Origin of the sequence: Billgrantia zhangzhouensis (assembly GCF_021404465.1) — a bacterium.
In the GTDB taxonomy this organism is placed as follows: Bacteria; Pseudomonadota; Gammaproteobacteria; order Pseudomonadales; family Halomonadaceae; genus Halomonas; species Halomonas zhangzhouensis.
Map to the genome: position 1 here is coordinate 86,930 of NZ_JABFTT010000009.1, position 16,369 is coordinate 103,298.

General features: G+C 64.8%; 19 protein-coding genes and 1 tRNA gene. 12 read left to right on the plus strand and 8 right to left on the minus strand.

What is annotated here, in order from left to right:
• The first annotated feature begins 1 nt into the window (after position 1).
• Together HOP51_RS12815 and HOP51_RS12820 are read left to right on the plus strand one after the other, a co-directional pair.
• On the plus strand, positions 2–280 hold the full coding sequence (locus HOP51_RS12815) for a K+/H+ antiporter subunit F (RefSeq protein ID WP_234274292.1): 279 nt from the start codon (positions 2–4) through the stop codon (positions 278–280).
• The gene (locus HOP51_RS12820) at positions 277–654 is read left to right on the plus strand and encodes a Na+/H+ antiporter subunit G (RefSeq protein WP_234274293.1); all 378 of its coding nucleotides are present in this window, start codon (positions 277–279) and stop codon (positions 652–654) included. Before HOP51_RS12815 ends, HOP51_RS12820 begins: the two co-directional genes overlap by 4 nt.
• Positions 655–802: 148 nt before the next feature.
• On the opposite strand, the gene secF is transcribed toward HOP51_RS12820, so the two are convergent.
• From secF to queA, 5 genes are all read right to left on the minus strand, one after another.
• Entirely contained in the window at positions 803–1,729 is a 927-nt protein-coding gene (secF, locus tag HOP51_RS12825) for a protein translocase subunit SecF (protein WP_234274294.1), read from the minus strand.
• 22 nt (positions 1,730–1,751) lie between these two features.
• Complete coding sequence (gene secD, locus HOP51_RS12830) at positions 1,752–3,602, minus strand: protein translocase subunit SecD (protein ID WP_234274295.1); 1,851 nt, start codon at positions 3,600–3,602, stop codon at positions 1,752–1,754.
• Between the two features lie 154 nt (positions 3,603–3,756).
• Positions 3,757–4,086, minus strand: coding sequence for a preprotein translocase subunit YajC (gene yajC, locus HOP51_RS12835; RefSeq protein ID WP_159554570.1), 330 nt, complete (start codon positions 4,084–4,086; stop codon positions 3,757–3,759).
• Positions 4,087–4,175: 89 nt separating this feature from the next.
• Positions 4,176–5,294, minus strand: coding sequence for a tRNA guanosine(34) transglycosylase Tgt (tgt, locus tag HOP51_RS12840; protein ID WP_455423587.1), 1,119 nt, complete (start codon positions 5,292–5,294; stop codon positions 4,176–4,178).
• A gap of 100 nt (positions 5,295–5,394) precedes the next feature.
• Positions 5,395–6,435, minus strand: a complete 1,041-nt coding sequence (gene queA, locus HOP51_RS12845; protein ID WP_234274417.1) for a tRNA preQ1(34) S-adenosylmethionine ribosyltransferase-isomerase QueA — start codon at positions 6,433–6,435, stop codon at positions 5,395–5,397.
• Between the two features lie 150 nt (positions 6,436–6,585).
• Between queA and HOP51_RS12850 the strand changes: the two genes are divergently transcribed.
• Positions 6,586–6,672, plus strand: a tRNA-Leu gene (locus HOP51_RS12850).
• 158 nt (positions 6,673–6,830) lie between these two features.
• Complete coding sequence (locus HOP51_RS12855; RefSeq protein ID WP_234274297.1) at positions 6,831–7,136, plus strand: addiction module antidote protein; 306 nt, start codon at positions 6,831–6,833, stop codon at positions 7,134–7,136.
• Position 7,137: 1 nt separating this feature from the next.
• Here the strand turns inward: HOP51_RS12855 and HOP51_RS12860 are convergent, their stop codons facing one another.
• Positions 7,138–7,527, minus strand: a complete 390-nt coding sequence (locus HOP51_RS12860; protein WP_234274298.1) for a YkvA family protein — start codon at positions 7,525–7,527, stop codon at positions 7,138–7,140.
• Between the two features lie 195 nt (positions 7,528–7,722).
• Between HOP51_RS12860 and HOP51_RS12865 the strand changes: the two genes are divergently transcribed.
• The 3 genes from HOP51_RS12865 (at position 7,723) to HOP51_RS12875 (ending at position 9,096) form a co-directional block, all read left to right on the plus strand.
• Positions 7,723–7,881 carry a hypothetical protein gene (locus HOP51_RS12865; RefSeq protein WP_234274299.1) on the plus strand — a complete coding sequence of 53 codons (159 nt, stop codon included), beginning with the start codon at positions 7,723–7,725 and terminating at the stop codon, positions 7,879–7,881.
• Between the two features lie 145 nt (positions 7,882–8,026).
• A complete protein-coding gene (gene rnk, locus HOP51_RS12870) occupies positions 8,027–8,440 on the plus strand; it encodes a nucleoside diphosphate kinase regulator (protein ID WP_234274300.1) in 414 nt (137 codons plus the stop codon).
• A gap of 38 nt (positions 8,441–8,478) precedes the next feature.
• A complete protein-coding gene (locus tag HOP51_RS12875; RefSeq protein WP_234274301.1) occupies positions 8,479–9,096 on the plus strand; it encodes a LysE family translocator in 618 nt (205 codons plus the stop codon).
• A 138-nt stretch (positions 9,097–9,234) separates the two neighbouring features.
• Here HOP51_RS12875 and HOP51_RS12880 read toward each other — a convergent pair whose 3' ends face one another.
• The gene (locus HOP51_RS12880; RefSeq protein ID WP_234274302.1) at positions 9,235–10,887 is read right to left on the minus strand and encodes an acyl-CoA dehydrogenase family protein; all 1,653 of its coding nucleotides are present in this window, start codon (positions 10,885–10,887) and stop codon (positions 9,235–9,237) included.
• Positions 10,888–11,104: 217 nt separating this feature from the next.
• Here HOP51_RS12880 and HOP51_RS12885 point away from each other — a divergent pair, with 217 nt between their 5' ends.
• A complete protein-coding gene (locus HOP51_RS12885) occupies positions 11,105–11,614 on the plus strand; it encodes a glutathione peroxidase (protein WP_234274303.1) in 510 nt (169 codons plus the stop codon).
• Here the strand turns inward: HOP51_RS12885 and HOP51_RS12890 are convergent.
• On the minus strand, positions 11,600–11,992 hold the full coding sequence (locus tag HOP51_RS12890; RefSeq protein WP_234274304.1) for a DUF7079 family protein: 393 nt from the start codon (positions 11,990–11,992) through the stop codon (positions 11,600–11,602). The two genes, HOP51_RS12885 and HOP51_RS12890, sit on opposite strands and share 15 nt — an antisense overlap.
• A 158-nt stretch (positions 11,993–12,150) precedes the next feature.
• Here HOP51_RS12890 and fabV point away from each other — a divergent pair, with 158 nt between their 5' ends.
• The 4 genes from fabV (at position 12,151) to HOP51_RS12910 (ending at position 16,323) form a co-directional block, all read left to right on the plus strand.
• Positions 12,151–13,362 (plus strand): enoyl-ACP reductase FabV, encoded by a 1,212-nt coding sequence (gene fabV / locus HOP51_RS12895; RefSeq protein ID WP_234274305.1) that lies wholly within the window; start codon positions 12,151–12,153, stop codon positions 13,360–13,362.
• Positions 13,363–13,421: 59 nt separating this feature from the next.
• A complete protein-coding gene (locus HOP51_RS12900) occupies positions 13,422–13,631 on the plus strand; it encodes a hypothetical protein (protein ID WP_159554526.1) in 210 nt (69 codons plus the stop codon).
• Positions 13,632–13,757: 126 nt separating this feature from the next.
• The gene (locus HOP51_RS12905; RefSeq protein WP_234274306.1) at positions 13,758–14,732 is read left to right on the plus strand and encodes a GlxA family transcriptional regulator; all 975 of its coding nucleotides are present in this window, start codon (positions 13,758–13,760) and stop codon (positions 14,730–14,732) included.
• Positions 14,733–15,108: 376 nt separating this feature from the next.
• Positions 15,109–16,323 (plus strand): aspartate aminotransferase family protein, encoded by a 1,215-nt coding sequence (locus HOP51_RS12910; RefSeq protein WP_234274307.1) that lies wholly within the window; start codon positions 15,109–15,111, stop codon positions 16,321–16,323.
• Positions 16,324–16,369 lie beyond the last annotated feature (46 nt).

Below are 16,369 nucleotides of genomic sequence, written 5' to 3' on the forward strand. Positions count from 1 at the left end.
CATGATGACGCTCTTGTTCCTGGCCATCGACTTCACCCTGCTGTGCACCGTACTGGCGATGCTGCTGTGCATGGTTCGCCTGCTGCGGGGACCCGCCGCCCAGGATCGCGTGCTGGCGCTGGATACCCTGTGGATGTGCGCGATGCTGCTGGCACTGGCATTGGGTATCCGCTTCGGCAGCCTGATCTATTTCGAGGCGGCCATGCTGATCGCCTTGACGGGCTTCGTGTCGACCGTGGCCCTGGCCAAATTCCTGATGCGAGGCGAGGTGATCGAATGAACCAGGGAATCGAAACCCTCCCGGTGTGGGTGAGTCTGCCGGTGACGGCGCTGCTGGTGCTGGGCAGCCTCATCGTGCTGATCGGCGCCCTGGGTCTGGTGCGGCTGCCGAACTTCTATCAGCGCATTCATGGCCCGGCGATCACCATCACGCTGGGTACCGGCTGCATCCTGATCGCGTCGATGATCTATTTCACCGCGCTGCAGTCGCGCCTGGTGATCCACGAGTTGCTGATCACGGCCTTCGTGTTCCTGACGGCGCCGGTAGTGGCCATGCTGATCATGCGCACCGCAGTCTATCGGGACCTGCGCGCTGCCAAGCGTGATCGCGAGCCGGAGTCGGACGAGACCTACCCGTGTCCCCGCAAGAAGTGAGCCGGCGCCTCCGGTGGGGCAGGCGGTGGGCGGCCTGTCTTTTCCACGCATGGCAGAAGCACACGCAAGCAACGGGCCCCGGTGGACAGGGAGGCGGCCGGGGCCCGAGTTCGTGCGGTTGCCATGTCCGCGGCTCATGCTCGGAGGGTCAGGGCAATTCTTCTTCGGCCTCGACGTCCTCTTTCTTCGGCGGAATCAGGTCCTTGCGTTCCAGTTTCACGATGAGCAGCAGGGCGGCTGCCACGTAGATGGAGGAGAAGGTACCCACTACCACGCCGAGGATCAGTGCGATGGAGAAGTAGTGGATCATGTCGCCGCCCAGCAGCAGCAGCGCCATCAGTACCAGCAGGGTGGTACCAGACGTCGCCAGCGTGCGTGACAGGGTGAGGTTGATCGCTTCGTTGAAGATCGCCGGCATGTCGTCGATGCGCGAGGTGCGGATGGTCTCGCGAATACGGTCGTAAACGACGATGGTGTCGTTGAGCGAATAACCGATCACCGCCAGCAGTGCCGCCATCACGGTGAGATCGAAGTCGAATTGAAATAGCGAGAAGATGCCGACCACGATGATCACGTCGTGAAACAGGGCCAGCACGGCGCCGATGGCGAACTTGTATTGGAAGCGGAAGGCCACGTAGACCATCACGACGGCCATGGCCAGCAGCAACCCGAGGCCGCTCTGGTCGCGCAGTTGCTCGCCGACCTGGGCGCCGACGAACTCGGCGCGCACCAGTTGCACGGTATCGCCTTCGGCGCGCAGCAGGCCGACAACCTGTTCGCCGACGTCGGGCTCGAAGGCCTGTTGCAGGCGGATCAGTACCTCGGTGGAGGCGCCGAAGGTCTGCACCGAGACGTCGCGGAATGCGGCGGCCTCCAGAGTCTGGCGCACGGCGTCGAGCGAGGGCGCCACGGCGTAGCGTACCTCGACCAGGGTGCCGCCGGTGAAGTCCAGCCCCAGGTTGAGCTGCTGGAACAGCAGCGAGACGATCGACGCCAGGATCAGCAGGCCGGAGACTGCGAAGGCGATCCGGCGTTTGCCCATGAAGTCGAACTGTCGGTTGACGAGGGTCTTCATAACCACCTCATGTTGGTAAGCCTTAGATCCAGAGCTTCTTGACCGGTTTGCCGCCGTAGACGAGGTTCACCATGGCACGAGTCACCAGCAGGGCGGTGAACAGCGAGGTGATGATCCCCAGCGACAGGGTCACGGCGAAGCCCTTGACCGGGCCGGTGCCGATCGAGAACAGGATGACCGCCACCAGCAGGGTGGTGATGTTGGCGTCGACGATGGAGCTGAAGGCGCGCTCGTAGCCGGCATGAATCGCCTGCTGAACCGACAAGCCGTTGCGCAGTTCTTCGCGTATTCGTTCGAAGATCAGCACGTTGGCATCCACTGCCATGCCCAGCGTCAGCACGATGCCGGCGATGCCCGGCAGCGTCAGGGTGGCGCCGAGCAGCGACATGGCGGCGATCAGCAGGGTCAGGTTCAGCGCCAGCGCCACGTTGGCGAAGATGCCGAAGACCTTGTAGCGAATCAGCATGAACAGCACGACCAACAGCAGGCCGATCTGCACCGACATCACGCCGCGGGCGATGTTCTCGGCACCCAGGCTCGGGCCGATGGTACGCTCCTGAACGAAGTAGATCGGTGCCGCCAGCGAGCCGGAGCGCAGCAGCAGAGCCAGCTCGGCCGCCTCGGTGGGCGAGTCGAGCCCGGTGATGCGGAAACTGTTGCCTAGTGCACTCTGGATGGTGGCCAGGCTGATCAGGCCGCGTTCGGTATAGGGCTCGCGTACCGTGACTTCCTCGCCATCTTCCATCACCACGCGATCACGGGTCTTGTGCTCGATGAACAGCACCGCCATGTTGCGCCCGATGTTGGTGCGGGTGGCACGGTTCATCAGCGTTCCGCCGGTGCCGTCCAGGTTGATGTTGACCTGGGGGCGGCCGTTCTCGTCGAAGCTACGGTTGGCACTGGAGACGCTGTCGCCGGTGATGATCACGTCGCGCATCAAGTCGGCGGTGCGACTCGGGTTGTTGCGGAAGGCGAAGGACTCGGTCTCGGCGTCCGGCGTATCCGGGCGAGCCTCGAGACGGAACTCCAGGTTGGCGGTGGCACCCACCACGCGCTTGGCGGCCACGGTGTCCTGCACTCCGGGCAGCTCCACCACGATACGATCCGGTCCTTGGCGCTGTACCAGCGGTTCCGCCACGCCCAACTCGTCCACCCGGTTGCGCAGGGTGGTGAGGTTCTGGTTGATGGCGTAGTCCTGGATCTCCGCCACGGCCTGGTCGGTCAGCGTCATCACCAGCAGCGAGGCGCGGCCCTCCTGCTCGCTGGCGTAGTCGAAGTCGCGGAATTCGCGGGCGATCAGGCGACGGGCGGTGTCGCGATCCTCATCGCTGGTAAAGACGATGGAGAGCGCACGGCCCTCAATATCGGTGCCACGGTAGCGGATGCGTTCGCTGCGCAATTGCTCGCGAATGGCGCTGGCGTTGACTTCCAGGCGCTGGGTCACCGCGGCTTCCATGTCGACTTCGAGCAGGAAGTGCACGCCGCCGCGCAGGTCCAGGCCCAGGGTCATGGGCGAGGCGGCCAGGTTCTGCAGCCAGGCGGGGGTCGATTCCGCCAGGTTGAGGGCGACCACGAAGTCATTGCCGAGCTCCTCGGCAACCAGGTCGCGGGTATGCAGTTGATGGTCGGCATCGTCGAGGCGGATCAGCACGCTGGCTTCCTCGCGCTCTACGGCCTTGATGCCGATGCCGGCATCGCGCAGCGTGTGTTGAACGCGTTCGAGCTGTGCGTCGTCGAGGGGGGAGTCACCCTGGACGCTGCTGATCTGTACCGCCGGGTCCTCGGGGTAGAGGTTGGGCAAGGAGTAGATCAGGCCGCCGAGCAGCACGATGAGTATCAGCAGATACTTCCACAAGGGATAACGGTTGAGCATGGGAGCCCTGCCTAGGTTGCGTAAAAAAGGCTACGGGACGGCAGCGCGACCGTATGTCCCGCTCCGCCAGGAGCGAAGGACACCGGCCGCCATGCGACCCTCGCCGTCACCCGGCTCGAGGAGGAGCCACCGGCAAGGGCGAGGAGCATCGACGTCAGATGGACTTGATGGTGCCCTTGGGCAACACGTTGGCCACGGCGTTCTTCTGTACGTTGACCTCGGTGTTGTCGGCGATCTCCAGGGTAAGGAACTCGTCGCCCACCTTGGTGATCCGGCCCACCAGGCCGCCACCGATCACCACCTCGTCGCCCTTGGACAGCCCGCCGACCAGCTCGCGATGCTGCTTGGCCCGCTTGGCCTGGGGGCGCCACAGCAGGAAGTAGAAGATCAGCACGAAGCCGACCAGCATGACGATCTGGGCAATACCGCCACCTGCGGCGCCGGCGTCCTGGGCCATGGCCGGGGAGATGAAGAAGTCCAGCATGAGAAGCGTATCTCCTGAAAGGTAAGTTAAGTCGCGAATGAGAGTGTCGCTGCCGGCCGCTGCCACCACGGAGCTGGCGGCCGGTCAATTCAATCCGGTGCGTCGGGTACCGGCAGCCCCCGCTGCGCATAGTAGCCTGCCACGAAGTCAGCCAATGTACCCGCTTCGATGGCACCGCGCAAACTGGCCATCAGGCGCTGATAATAACGCAAGTTGTGGATGGTATTGAGCATCGAGCCGAGCATTTCGCCGCAGCGGTCCAGGTGGTGCAGGTAGCCGCGGGAGAAGTTCTGGCAGGTGTAGCAGTCGCAGTCCTCTTCCAGCGGGCGGGTGTCGTGGCGATGCTTGGCATTGCGGATCTTGATCGTGCCCTCGGCGGTGAACAGGTGGCCGTTGCGCGCATTGCGAGTGGGCATGACGCAGTCGAACATGTCGACGCCGCGGCGTACGCCTTCCACCAGGTCCTCGGGCTTGCCGACTCCCATTAGGTAGCGCGGGTACTCTTCGGGCATCCATTCGGGCAGATAGTTCAGTACCCCGATCATCTCCTCCTTGGGCTCGCCCACGGAGAGGCCGCCGATGGCCAGGCCGTCGAAGCCGATCTCGAGCAGGCCTTCCAGCGAGCGGCGGCGTAGTTCGGGGTACATGCCGCCCTGGATGATGCCGAACAGCGCCGAGGGCGAGCTGCCATGGGCATCCCGCGAACGCTTGGCCCAGCGCAGCGAGCGTTCCATGGAGAGTTCGGCTTCCTTCTCGGTGGCCGGGTAGGGCGTGCACTCGTCGAAGATCATTACCACGTCGGAGCCCAGCGAGCGTTGCACCGCCATCGACTCCTCGGGGCCCATGAACACCTTGGCGCCGTCCACCGGCGAGCGGAAGTGCACGCCCTCCTCGGTGATCTTGCGCATCTCGCCCAGCGAGAAGACCTGGAAGCCGCCGGAGTCGGTGAGAATGGGCTTGTGCCACTGGGCGAAGTCGTGCAGGTCGCCGTGGGCCTCGATCACCTCGGTGCCTGGGCGCAGCCACAAGTGGAAGGTATTGCCGAGGATGATCTCGGCGCCGATCTCTGCTACCGAAGCGGGCGTCATGCCCTTGACGGTGCCGTAGGTGCCCACCGGCATGAAGGCCGGTGTCTCCACCGTGCCGCGGGGAAAGGTGAGGCGGCCACGGCGCGCCCGGCCATCGCTGGCCAGTTGCTGGAAGGACATGAAGCATTCGTTGCGCATGGGGTTCTCTTCTTTCGGCAAGACATCGGTGTGGTGGACGTCTCGCGGGTCAGCCATTCTTGGGGGGCAGGAACGTTTCGGCTCAGGAGCGCTTGCGGGTCAACAGCATGGCATCGCCATAGCTGAAGAAGGCATAGCGCTCGGCCACGGCCTCGCGATAGGCCGCCATGATTGTCTCGTAGCCGGCGAACGAGGAAACCAGCATCAGCAGGGTCGACTCGGGCAGGTGGAAGTTGGTGATCAGCGCATCCACGCAGCGCCACTCGTAGCCAGGATAGATGAAGATGTCGGTCTCGCCGCTGTAGGGCGCGATTCTGCCATCGGTGCTCTGCCGGCACGCGCTCTCCAGGCAGCGCACGCTGGTGGTGCCTACCGCGATCACGCGGCGCCCCGCTGCCTGGGCGGCGCGCACTTTGTCGCAGGCCGCTTCATCCACCTCGATCCATTCGCTGTGCATCTGGTGCTCGCGAATGTTGTCGGCACGCACCGGTTGGAAGGTGCCGGCGCCCACGTGCAGGGTGACGAAGGCACTTTCGACGCCCTTCGCCGCCAAGCGTTCGAGCAGAGGCTCGTCGAAGTGAAGGCCGGCGGTGGGGGCGGCCACGGCGCCGTCGCGACGGGCATAGACTGTCTGGTAGCGGTCGCGGTCGGCGAGTTCGTCGGCGCGGTCGATGTAGGGCGGCAGCGGCATGTGGCCGTGGCGCTCCAGCAGCTCGATCAGCGGCGTCTCGCCGAGGAAACGCAGTTCGAACAGCGCCTCGCGGCGGCCCTCGACCACGGCGCGAACGTCCCCTTCGAAGATCAGCTCGGTGCCGGGCTTGGGCGACTTGCTGGAGCGAATGTGGGCCAGGCCGCGGTGTGCGTCCAGCGGACGCTCCAGCAGCATCTCCACCTTGCCGCCGCTGGCCTTGTGGCCGTGCAGTCGCGCCGGGATCACCCGGGTGTCGTTGAACACCAGCAGGTCGCCGGGCTCGAGCAGCTCCAGCAGGTTGGTGAAACGATGATGGGCCAGCTCGCCGCTCTCGCCGTTCACACATAGCAGGCGACAGTCGCTGCGCCGCTCGGACGGGTAGCGGGCGATCAGCTCCTCGGGAAGCTCGTAATGAAAGTCGGCGCGCTGCATGCAGGTTGGGTCCGCATTGGTCATCGAGAGGATTCGTGCACGGCGGCTGGCGAGCCGCCGGAACAGCGGGCAAGGATACCGAAAATCGCTCTGCACGTCAGGCCTGGCGATTGACCTGCCGCACCGGCCACGTATAATGCTTCGCGCGTTGCCGGCGTGGCGGAATTGGTAGACGCAGCGGATTCAAAATCCGCCGGGTGCAAGCCCTTGTCGGTTCGAGTCCGACCGCCGGTACCAGCTTGAGAAGTATTGAAAAACAGCCGCTTACGAGCGGCTGTTTGCGTTTCTGGCTCTCCACAATCGGTGATGTTGTTGATCGGGGGCACCAAGAAGCGCTAGCAAGCCGACATTGAGCAGGCCAAGGCGTTTCTGGATCACCGAAGGAGAACCCAGAGATGAGAAGCCACGACGAGGCCGTGATCGAAATGCTGCGCAGCGACCCGGAGATGGCCGTTGACTACCTGCGCACTGCGTTCGATGAGCTGGACGAAGAGGGCGGGGAGTCTGCCTTTCTGATGGCGTTGCGCCACGTGGTGGAGGCCCAAGGTGATATGGCCGTCATTGCCGAACGCGCCAAGGTCTCACGCGAGAGTCTTTATCGGGCGCTATCACCCAAGGGCAATCCCACCCTGCGTACCATGACGGCCGTCATCAAGGCGACCGGTATCCACTTCCACGACCTGACACATCCCGTATCCTGAATTACCCAAACCACCTGGCCAGCGTGGCCTTGGCCTTCTCCCGGTGCTTGTCGTTGACGTGGGCGGCGACGATGGCCAGCGCGCCGGCCAGTACGCCCATGTCGTCGGTGTAGCCGAGGATGGGGGTGAGATCGGGGATGGCGTCGATGGGCGAGATGAAATAGCCCAGCGCACCATAGATGGCTGTCTTCGCCCAGAGAGGCGTGTTGGGGTCCTGAGCCGAGTAGTACATTTTCAGTGCCGGCTCCAGGGTCTTCTTTCCGGCCCGACGAGCACTGAAGGAGAGCTTGTCCCAGAAGCTTTCCTCGGAATAATACGTCTCGTTGGCTTCCAGGGTGGCCTCGAGGGGGCTGGGTTCGCCGGCGTTGCGAAGGGGGGCGGCTGCAGGCATGGGGATCTCGGCACGAAATTGACTTGGTTCTTCGACCTTGCCCGACGCCTTGCGTTCACCGGGATGTCGCGCGACGGAGCAGGCAAGCCCCGTGGACATGCTTGGACGGGCTGCGGTGCGCTATTTCCGCTTTTCTTGATGTAGCTCCCTATCCGCTGCATGCTGAGACCTATACTCGGTATTGAGGACTGCGCAATGGGTGTGAAAGGGTTCGCCTGGGTGCTGCTGGCGCTGGGATTGATAATGGCAGCGTACGGCTGGCAGGAGTGGAATCCGGTGGCGTTCGTGGGAGTGGCACTGGCCGCGGTGGGTATCGTGGTGCTGGCCACATCGGGGCGTCGCCCAGGCGGCTGAGTGCTCGCGCAGGTATCTCCAGGCCTGACATTCCCCGGGCTTGGGCTTATGATAGTGAGAGCCACAGTCCTTCTCCCCGTTCTCGGGGCGAAGGGCTGTTTTTGTTGTATGGCCGGCAGCGTACTGCCGGTGCCAAGGAGGTCGTATGTCGTCCCGTCCCCCCATCATCATCAACCGCTTGGATGCGGAGCGGCTGCAGCGCCTGATCGATCAGGCCAATGACAAGGATCGCTTCGTTGCCGATTGCCTGGAAGAGGAGCTCGAGCGCGGCGAGGTGATCGATCCCGCAGACATCCCGACGGACGTGGTCAGCATGAACAGTCAGGTGCAGTTCACCGATCTGGCCCGTAACCGGCAGATGATACGCACGCTGGTTTATCCCCATGCGCTGGCGAGCACCGAGGACGGTATCTCGGTGATGGCGCCGATCGGCGCCGGGCTCATCGGCTTGCGCATCGGTGATGAGATCGACTGGCCACTGCCGGATGGCAGCAAGACGCGCCTGCGTATCGATGCGATCCTATGGCAACCCGAGCGGGAAGGTCAGTTCCATCGCTGAGCCGACGCCGGTCACGTCGAACCGTAGAGGAGCAGGGAATGCCGCTTTCCTTATGGATGTCACTGGTCGCCGTGTGTGCCATGGGAGCGATGTCGCCGGGGCCGAGCCTGGCCCTGGTGCTGCGCCACACGCTCGGCGGCGGGCGGATGCCAGGCATCGTCGCGGCGCTTTCCCATGCCCTCGGGGTAGGCTTCTACGCCCTGCTCACGGTGCTCGGGCTGGGGGCATTGATCGTGCGCTTCCCCACGCTGTTCCAGGCGATCACCTGGGGCGGGGCGGCCTACCTGGCCTGGCTCGGGATCAAGGCGCTGCGCGCCGGCAGGGCGGCGGCGCTGGAAGCCTCCGGCGTGGTCACCACGCGTCGCCAGGCGGCCCGCGAGGGGATGCTGGTGGCGCTGGGCAACCCCAAGCTGATCCTGTTCTTCGTGGCCCTGCTGAGCCAGTTCGTCACGCCGGACATGTCGCTGTTGGCCAAGGCGCTGATCGTACTCACGGCGATGATCATCGACGGGGGCTGGTACGTGCTGGTGGCGGTTTCGCTGACGCATTCGCGCGTCCTGCCCTGGCTGCAGGTGCGGGCGCACTGGATACACCGCATCACCGGCGTGATGCTGCTGGCTCTTGCGCTGCGGGTGGTGATCGGCCCGCTCGGTTGAGGAGCAGCGTTGACAAGCGAGCCAGCGACGCAAAACCGACGCCGAAGTCGTCTACCGCCACCTCCATGCCGCTCACGTGTAGGGCTTTGGCCTGTCACGACCGGTGCCTGCCGAGGAGATTCCGGCGCTGGCGTCCGCTCAATCACCGATTCGTGCCAGGATCGCCGCCAGCGGCGAGCCGGCCGGCAATACGCCATAGGCGGGACTGGCCTCCACCCCCAGCCGCGAGCGGCAGAAGGTCTCGGCCACCTCGCCGGGAGCATGGCGCAGCAACAGCGCGGCTTGCATGCCTTGGGCCAGGCGCTGAGCCAGCCAGCGGGCACGTGGTTCGAGTTCTTCGGCAGGTAGCGCCAGGTCATGCTCGAGCCCGGCCAGGGCCAGATCGAGGTCCTGCTGCATGCCCTGGGCCGCGCGTAGCTCGTCGCGCAGGGCTTCGATCGATTCTGGGTGGCGCGTCAGTACTCGCAGCAGGTCCAGGCAGATCACGTTGCCCGAGCCCTCCCAGATCGAATTGACCGGCGCCTCGCGGTAGAGCCGTGCCAGGGGCGTCTCCTCCACGTAGCCGATGCCGCCCAGGCACTCCATGGCCTCGGCCATGAATCCCGGTCCGCGCTTGTTGTGCCAGTACTTGGCCAGCGTCGGCAGCACCCGAGCCAGGGCAGTCTCGTGGGGTTCGCCACGAGCGTCACCGTCGAAGGCGCGGGCAGCGCGCAGCACGAGCGCCAGGCCGGCTTCCACCTCCAGCGCGAGATCGGCGAGCACCGCCTGCATCAGCGGCTGCTCCGCGAGTGGCCGGCCGAAGGCGTGGCGCTGGCGCACGTGGCGCCATGCTTCATCCAGCGCCTGGCGCATCATGCCAACCGGCGCGGTGGCGGCATCGAGCCGGGTCTGCTGCACCATGTTGATGATGGTGGCCACGCCGCGGCCGGGCTCGCCGACGCGCACGGCCCAGGCGCCGCGATACTCGATCTCGGCGGAGGCGTTGGCGCGGTTGCCGCATTTCTCCTTGAGCCGCTGGATCTCGATGGCGTTGCGCTCGCCATCCGGCGTGAAGCGCGGCGCCAGGAAGCAGGTCAGTCCCTCGTCGGTCTGGGCCAGGGTAAGGAAGGCATCCGACATCGGCGCACTGCAGAACCACTTGTGGCCGGCCAGCCGCCAGCCCTCGCCGTCGCGCTCGGCGCGGGTGGTGTTGCGGTGCACGTCGCTGCCGCCCTGTTTCTCGGTCATGGCCATGCCGAAGGTGAGGCCGTGTTTCTCCCCAGCGGGCAGGGCGCGGGGGTCGTAGGCGCTGGCCAGCAGGCCCGGGGCCCATTCGCCTTCGACCTCGGGGCTGCGACGCAGTACCGGCATGGCGGCATGGGTCATGGTCACCGGGCAGCAGAAGCCCGGCTCGGCCTGGGTCAGCAGGTAAAGGGCGGCGATATGGGCCTGGTGCCCGCCGTTTCCCTCTTCGTGCCAGGCCACGGCGTGCCAGCCGCCCTCCAATGCCAGGCGCATCAGCTCGTGGTAGGCCGGGTGATAGCGCACCTCGTCCAGGCGGCGGCCGTGGCGATCGAACAGGCACAGCTCCGGCGAGTGGCGATTGGCGGCCTCGCCGAACTCCTGGACGCGTACGCTGCCCGTTTCGCGGCCCAGCGGTACCAGACGTTCGGCCACCCAGGCCGGGGCCTCGCGCTGCAGCGCTTCACGCAGCGGCAGGTCACCGGCCAGCAGGTCCCGGTCGCTGGCGGGTTCGGGCTGGTTGGTCACATCATGAGTGGCCAGGCGGCTACGGGGGGCGTAATGGCGCATGTCACCTGTCCTCGTATGTGTTTTCCCGGAGGGAGTCCTATCGCAGCATGGCCAGTCGTACGAGAGTGGTCAACGCCGCGGGCGTGACGAGGGTGGCGCTTCCCGGTAGGCTGGGAGGCTGGCGCGGGACGGCTAAAGGTTGGGTTGCCCTGGTGCATGGAGTGGTGCTACGTGTAAAACGTGGCGTGGTGAAAGGTGACAGCGAGGCGGGCAAAGCATGGCCATCCACGAACACGAATGCCGCACCTTCCGCGGCGAGCCCTTCAACCTGCGTGCCCTGCAGGGGCAGGTGCTGTTGATCGTGAACGTGGCCAGCCGCTGCGGCTTCACGCCTCAGTTGGGAGAGCTGGAGCGTCTCTATCGCCGCCACCGCGACCGTGGCTTCACCGTGCTCGCCTTTCCGTGCAATCAGTTCGCCCGTCAGTCGCCGGAAACGGCCCTGGATTTCTGCGCCTTCAGCTCGAGCCAGTATGGCGCCACTTTTCCGGTCATGGAGAAGGTCAAGGTCAACGGCAAAGGAGCGCATCCGCTCTTCGTCGAACTCAAGCGCGAGGCGCCGGGGGTGCTGCACACCAAGGTAATTAAATGGAATTTCACCAAGTTCCTGGTGGCGCGAGACGGCAGGGTGTTGCGGCGCTTCGCACCGCGGGCGAGCGGCCAAGAGCTGGAGCGTGAGCTGGAACAGGCACTGGATGAGTACTTCCAATCCAATTCAGGAATGCGGTGACTCGCCGCGCTCCATCATCACGCGAGCCATCAGTTCGTTCCAGCGATGCCGGGTCATCATCGTGGTCAGTCCCGAGAACAGCGCCCAGGTCTTGCGTCGCCACCCCTTGAGCCGCAGATTGTGCGACACCAGCTGCTGCATCAGCCGGTAGTCGTCAAAATCGCGCCACTTGCCGGCGATCGACATCTGGTTACGTGCCAGTACCGGGGCCAGCTCGAGACGAAAGATCCACTCCAGTTCGTGCAGGCTCAGGTCGTGGCGCTGGATCACCTCCACCATACGGGCGAAGTCGCGCTCACTGGGCTCTCGGTCCAGCCATAGCGGGGCCAGCGCCAGCCACAGCTCGCCACGTTCATCCACCAAGCTCTGTGCATTCATCGTGCTTTCCTGTGCGGGGCTGGGGTTGCATCGTGCCCCAGCTGCCGGCATCGCTCAAGTGCGGACAGATGGAGGCGTGGCCGCTAGAATGTCGCCACTGCTCATTCGTATCGATCCGGCGCCTGCGTGGCGTTGGCACACCAATAACGAGGTATGTCGTGATCATCAAACCCAAGGTTCGCGGTTTCATCTGTACCACCACTCATCCGGTCGGCTGCGAGAAGAACGTGCTCGAGCAGATCGAGGCGACCCGTGCGCGCTCATTCGACAAGGCTAATGGGCCGAAGAAGGTGCTGGTGGTCGGTGCTTCCAGCGGTTATGGCCTGGCGGCGCGCATTACCGCGGCGTTCGGCTACGGTGCCGATACCCTGGGCGTGTTCTTCGAGAAGCCCGGCAGCGAGAAGAAGCCCGGCACCGCCGGCTGGTACAACGCCGCTGCCTTCGACAAGTTCGCCAAGGCCGAGGGGCTCTACAGCAAGTCGATCAACGGCGACGCCTTTTCCCACGAAGCGCGCGAGAAAGCCATCGAATTGATCAAGCAAGGCATGGGGCAGGTCGACCTGGTGGTCTACTCCCTGGCCTCGCCGGTGCGCAAGCTGCCCGATTCGGGTGAGCTGAAGCGCTCCAGCCTCAAGCCGATCGGCGAGACCTATCGCGCCACCGCCATCGACACCAACAAGGACACCATCATCGAAGCCGAGGTCGAGCCCGCCACCGAGCAGGAGGTCGAGGACACCAAGGCAGTGATGGGCGGCGAGGACTGGGAGTTGTGGATCGGTGCCCTGGACAAGGCCGGCGTTCTCGCTCCCGGTGCCCGCAGCGTGGCGTTCAGCTATATCGGCACCGAGATCACCTGGCCGATCTACTGGCACGGCGCCCTGGGCAAGGCCAAGGAGGACCTCGACCGTGCCGCCGGCGAGATCGACGCCAGGCTCAAGGCCACCGGCGGCGGTGCCAACGTGGCGGTGCTCAAGTCGGTGGTGACCCAGGCCAGTGCGGCGATCCCGGTCATGCCGCTCTACATCGCCATGGTCTACAAGGTGATGAAGGAGAAGGGCCTGCACGAGGGCACCATCGAGCAGCTCAACCGCCTGTTCGGCGAGCGCCTCTATTCATCTCAAGGGCAGGGAGGACAACTCATCACCGACGAGGCCGGCCGCCTGCGTCTGGACGACTGGGAGCTGCGCGACGACGTGCAGCAGGCGTGCAAGAACTTGTGGCCCCAGGTGACCACCGAGAACCTGTTCCAGATCACCGACTATGCTGGTTACAAGCATGACTTCCTGAAATTGTTCGGTTTCGAGCGCGATGACGTCGACTACGATGCCGATGTGAACCCGGATGTGGATTTCGATGTCGTGACGTTATAGGCCCGTCATTGCGGAACCCGGTTTCCGACGGGCGAATCCAGTGCCAATGGAGGTGCCTCATGGATACCCGGGAGAGCAAGACGCCGCAAGAAGAGTACGAGCATCTCAGGGAAGTGAGAATGCCCGAGGACTACGAGCACCCCGAGCCCGATGCCGAGCAGCCGGAAGCCCAGCGGCCGGCGAAGGGCTGGCACTGGTTGCTGTTGGCGGTGGCCGTTGTCACCGGGCTGTTCCTGGCCTACCGGTTGATGTCGGTGGCCTGGCTCTGACGTTTTTCTCATGCCTCACGGTACACCCCGTAGCGGTTCAAGCTACGGGGTGTCGCTGATTCGGGTATTGCCGATGCTGCCGATCAAGTACCATTTCTGCTCCGCTTCGGCGTATGGCGCTGTGCAATGCCCGATATTTCGCCTCCCCCTTACCACAAGGCCGACTCCCGCTGGGTCGGTGTGCTGACGTTGCCGGGCTTTTCCCTGCTGGCGCAGGCCTGCGCGCTGGAGCCGCTGATGGTGGTCAACCAACTGGCCGGTCAGCGGCTCTATCGTCTCCAGGCGTTCACTGTCGCAGGCAAGGAAGTGGCCAGCATGGCCGATATCAGCCAGGCGGCCGGGACGCCCTTCGAGCTGGCTTCCAGCGAGCTGGACATGCTGATCGTGTGCGCCCCGAGCCCGCTGCCCGCCATGCACGAGAGCGCCCTGCTCGGGCATTTGCGGCTGCTGGGACGCAGCGGCGTGGTGCTGGTCGGGGTCGGTGGAGGAACCGAGTTGCTGGCTCGTGCCGGCGTGCTGGACGGTTACCGCGCCACCTTGCCCTGGCAGCGCTTCGCCGCCTTCACCCGCGCCTTCCCCCGCGTGCGTCTCACCCAGCAGTTGTTCGAGATCGACCGCGACCGCCTCACCTGCGGCGGCGGCACCGCGGCGATGGACATGATGATGACCCTGATCGCTTCCCATCATGGCAACGAGTTGGCCGAACGCGTTTCCGAGCACTTCGTGCTGGAGCGGGTACGCATGGCCGACGAGCCGCAACAGGTACCGCTGCGCTCCCGGTTGGGCCATGCCCCTGCGTCGCTGGTGGATGCGGTGATGCTGATGGAGGCTAACATCGAGGAGCCCCTGACCACCCATGAGTTGGCCGAGCACCTGGGCATCTCGCGCCGTCAGCTCGAGCGGCTGTTCAAGAAATACCTGCAGGCGGTACCCGGTCGCTATTACCTCGACCTGCGCCTGAAGGAGGCGCGCCGGCTGCTGCGCGAGAGCGACCTGCCCGCCGGCGAGATTGCCATGAAGACGGGCTTCTCCTCTCCTGCCCATTTCTCCACTGCCTATCGCAATCATTTCGGGGCTACCCCGCGCGAAGAACGCCTCTAAGGAAACACTGTACAAATGCCTGCGCGAGCGAATCGCTGCGTTACGCGGTGCGCGGAATCCTCACATATACCCCATATGCTCCGGTTGACTCGAAACCTTCGGTTTCTCGCTCCTTCGGAGCCAGCCTACGGCTGTTTGTCGCTTCGCTCGGTACTGTGCTCCGTGCGCCTTGCGACCCACAGGGATGTGGGAAGTGCGTTGGTTCGTCGGGAACGGACCTAGCCGCTTCATCTCGCTCGCCGATTTGTTCAGCGCTTCCCTAAGCCTTTATTTACAAGTCGGGGTCCCATTGGTGAAAGCCGGCCGGCGCGTCGCTCCTTATACTCGACTGACATCACTGCGTTGCTATCACCCCCTTGCAGGAATGGAGACCGAGATGAGCCATACCCCGACCCGCGCCGACTTCGACCAGTACATGGTGCCCAACTACTCCCCCCAGAAGGTCATTCCGGTGCGCGGCGAGGGTAGCCGGCTGTGGGACCAGGAGGGGCGCGAATACATCGATTTCGCCGGAGGCATCGCCGTGAACTCCCTGGGCCACTGCCACCCGGTGCTGGTCAAGGCCCTCACTGAGCAGGGCAACAAGCTTTGGCATCTCTCCAACGTCTACACCAACGAGCCCTCGCTCAAGCTGGCCAAGACCCTGGTGGAGCGTACCTTCGCCGACAAGGCCTATTTCTGCTCCTCGGGTGGCGAGGCCAACGAGGCGGCATTGAAGCTGGCGCGGCGTTGGGCGCACGACAACTTCGGCGAGCACAAGCATCGCATCGTGTCGTTCTATCAGTCGTTCCATGGGCGTACTTTCTTTACCGTCAGCGTCGGCGGCCAGCCCAAGTACTCCCAGGGCTTCGGTCCCGTGCCGGGCGGCATCGTCCACGGCGAATTCAACGACCTCGACAGCGTGCGCGAGCTGATCAATGACGACACCTGTGCCGTGATGGTCGAGCCGATGCAGGGCGAGGGCGGCATCACGCCGGCTACCCAGGAGTTCCTGCAGGGGCTGCGCGACCTGTGCGACGCCCACGATGCGCTGCTGATTTTCGACGAGGTGCAGACCGGCGTGGGGCGTACCGGCTCGCTCTATGCCTACATGGAGTACGGTATCGAGCCGGATATCCTCACCAGTGCCAAGGCCCTGGGCGGTGGCTTCCCCATCGGCGCCATGCTGACTACCGACCGGGTCGCCCCGGCGCTGGCCATCGGCACCCACGGCTCCACCTACGGCGGCAACGCCCTGGCCTCGGCTGTGGCCCTGGCTGCGGTGGAGCACATCGACACGCCGGAAGTGCTCGGTGGCGTCAAGCAGCGCCATGACCTGTTCCGCGAGCATCTCGAGGCGATCAACCGCAAGCATGGGGTATTCAAGGAGATCCGCGGCATGGGGCTGCTGATCGGCGCCGAGATGACGCCCGAGTACGAAGGCCGGGCCAAGGACATCCTGCCGCTGGCTATCGAGGAGGGCGTGATGGCCCTGATTGCCGGTCCCAACGTGCTGCGCATGGCGCCGTCGCTGGTGATCCCCGAGGCCGACATCGCCGAGGGCATGGCGCGGCTGGAGCGTGTCATCGAGCGGCTGGTGGCGGCCGGGTGAAGGCTGGCCGAGCCATGCGCGACACCGCCAATCGACCAGGAGATCC

What these genes read in the sequence shown, in the direction of transcription:
- HOP51_RS12815 (WP_234274292.1), top strand. Translation starts at nt 2, where the DNA reads ATGATGACGCTCTTGTTCCTGGCCATCGACTTCACCCTGCTGTGCACC.
- HOP51_RS12820 (WP_234274293.1), top strand. Translation starts at nt 277, where the DNA reads ATGAACCAGGGAATCGAAACCCTCCCGGTGTGGGTGAGTCTGCCGGTG.
- secF (WP_234274294.1), bottom strand. Translation starts at nt 1,729, where the DNA reads ATGAAGACCCTCGTCAACCGACAGTTCGACTTCATGGGCAAACGCCGG.
- secD (WP_234274295.1), bottom strand. Translation starts at nt 3,602, where the DNA reads ATGCTCAACCGTTATCCCTTGTGGAAGTATCTGCTGATACTCATCGTG.
- yajC (WP_159554570.1), bottom strand. Translation starts at nt 4,086, where the DNA reads ATGCTGGACTTCTTCATCTCCCCGGCCATGGCCCAGGACGCCGGCGCC.
- tgt (WP_455423587.1), bottom strand. Translation starts at nt 5,294, where the DNA reads ATGTCCTTCCAGCAACTGGCCAGCGATGGCCGGGCGCGCCGTGGCCGC.
- queA (WP_234274417.1), bottom strand. Translation starts at nt 6,435, where the DNA reads ATGCAGCGCGCCGACTTTCATTACGAGCTTCCCGAGGAGCTGATCGCC.
- HOP51_RS12855 (WP_234274297.1), top strand. Translation starts at nt 6,831, where the DNA reads ATGAGAAGCCACGACGAGGCCGTGATCGAAATGCTGCGCAGCGACCCG.
- HOP51_RS12860 (WP_234274298.1), bottom strand. Translation starts at nt 7,527, where the DNA reads ATGCCTGCAGCCGCCCCCCTTCGCAACGCCGGCGAACCCAGCCCCCTC.
- HOP51_RS12865 (WP_234274299.1), top strand. Translation starts at nt 7,723, where the DNA reads ATGGGTGTGAAAGGGTTCGCCTGGGTGCTGCTGGCGCTGGGATTGATA.
- rnk (WP_234274300.1), top strand. Translation starts at nt 8,027, where the DNA reads ATGTCGTCCCGTCCCCCCATCATCATCAACCGCTTGGATGCGGAGCGG.
- HOP51_RS12875 (WP_234274301.1), top strand. Translation starts at nt 8,479, where the DNA reads ATGCCGCTTTCCTTATGGATGTCACTGGTCGCCGTGTGTGCCATGGGA.
- HOP51_RS12880 (WP_234274302.1), bottom strand. Translation starts at nt 10,887, where the DNA reads ATGCGCCATTACGCCCCCCGTAGCCGCCTGGCCACTCATGATGTGACC.
- HOP51_RS12885 (WP_234274303.1), top strand. Translation starts at nt 11,105, where the DNA reads ATGGCCATCCACGAACACGAATGCCGCACCTTCCGCGGCGAGCCCTTC.
- HOP51_RS12890 (WP_234274304.1), bottom strand. Translation starts at nt 11,992, where the DNA reads ATGAATGCACAGAGCTTGGTGGATGAACGTGGCGAGCTGTGGCTGGCG.
- HOP51_RS12900 (WP_159554526.1), top strand. Translation starts at nt 13,422, where the DNA reads ATGGATACCCGGGAGAGCAAGACGCCGCAAGAAGAGTACGAGCATCTC.
- HOP51_RS12905 (WP_234274306.1), top strand. Translation starts at nt 13,758, where the DNA reads ATGCCCGATATTTCGCCTCCCCCTTACCACAAGGCCGACTCCCGCTGG.
- HOP51_RS12910 (WP_234274307.1), top strand. Translation starts at nt 15,109, where the DNA reads ATGAGCCATACCCCGACCCGCGCCGACTTCGACCAGTACATGGTGCCC.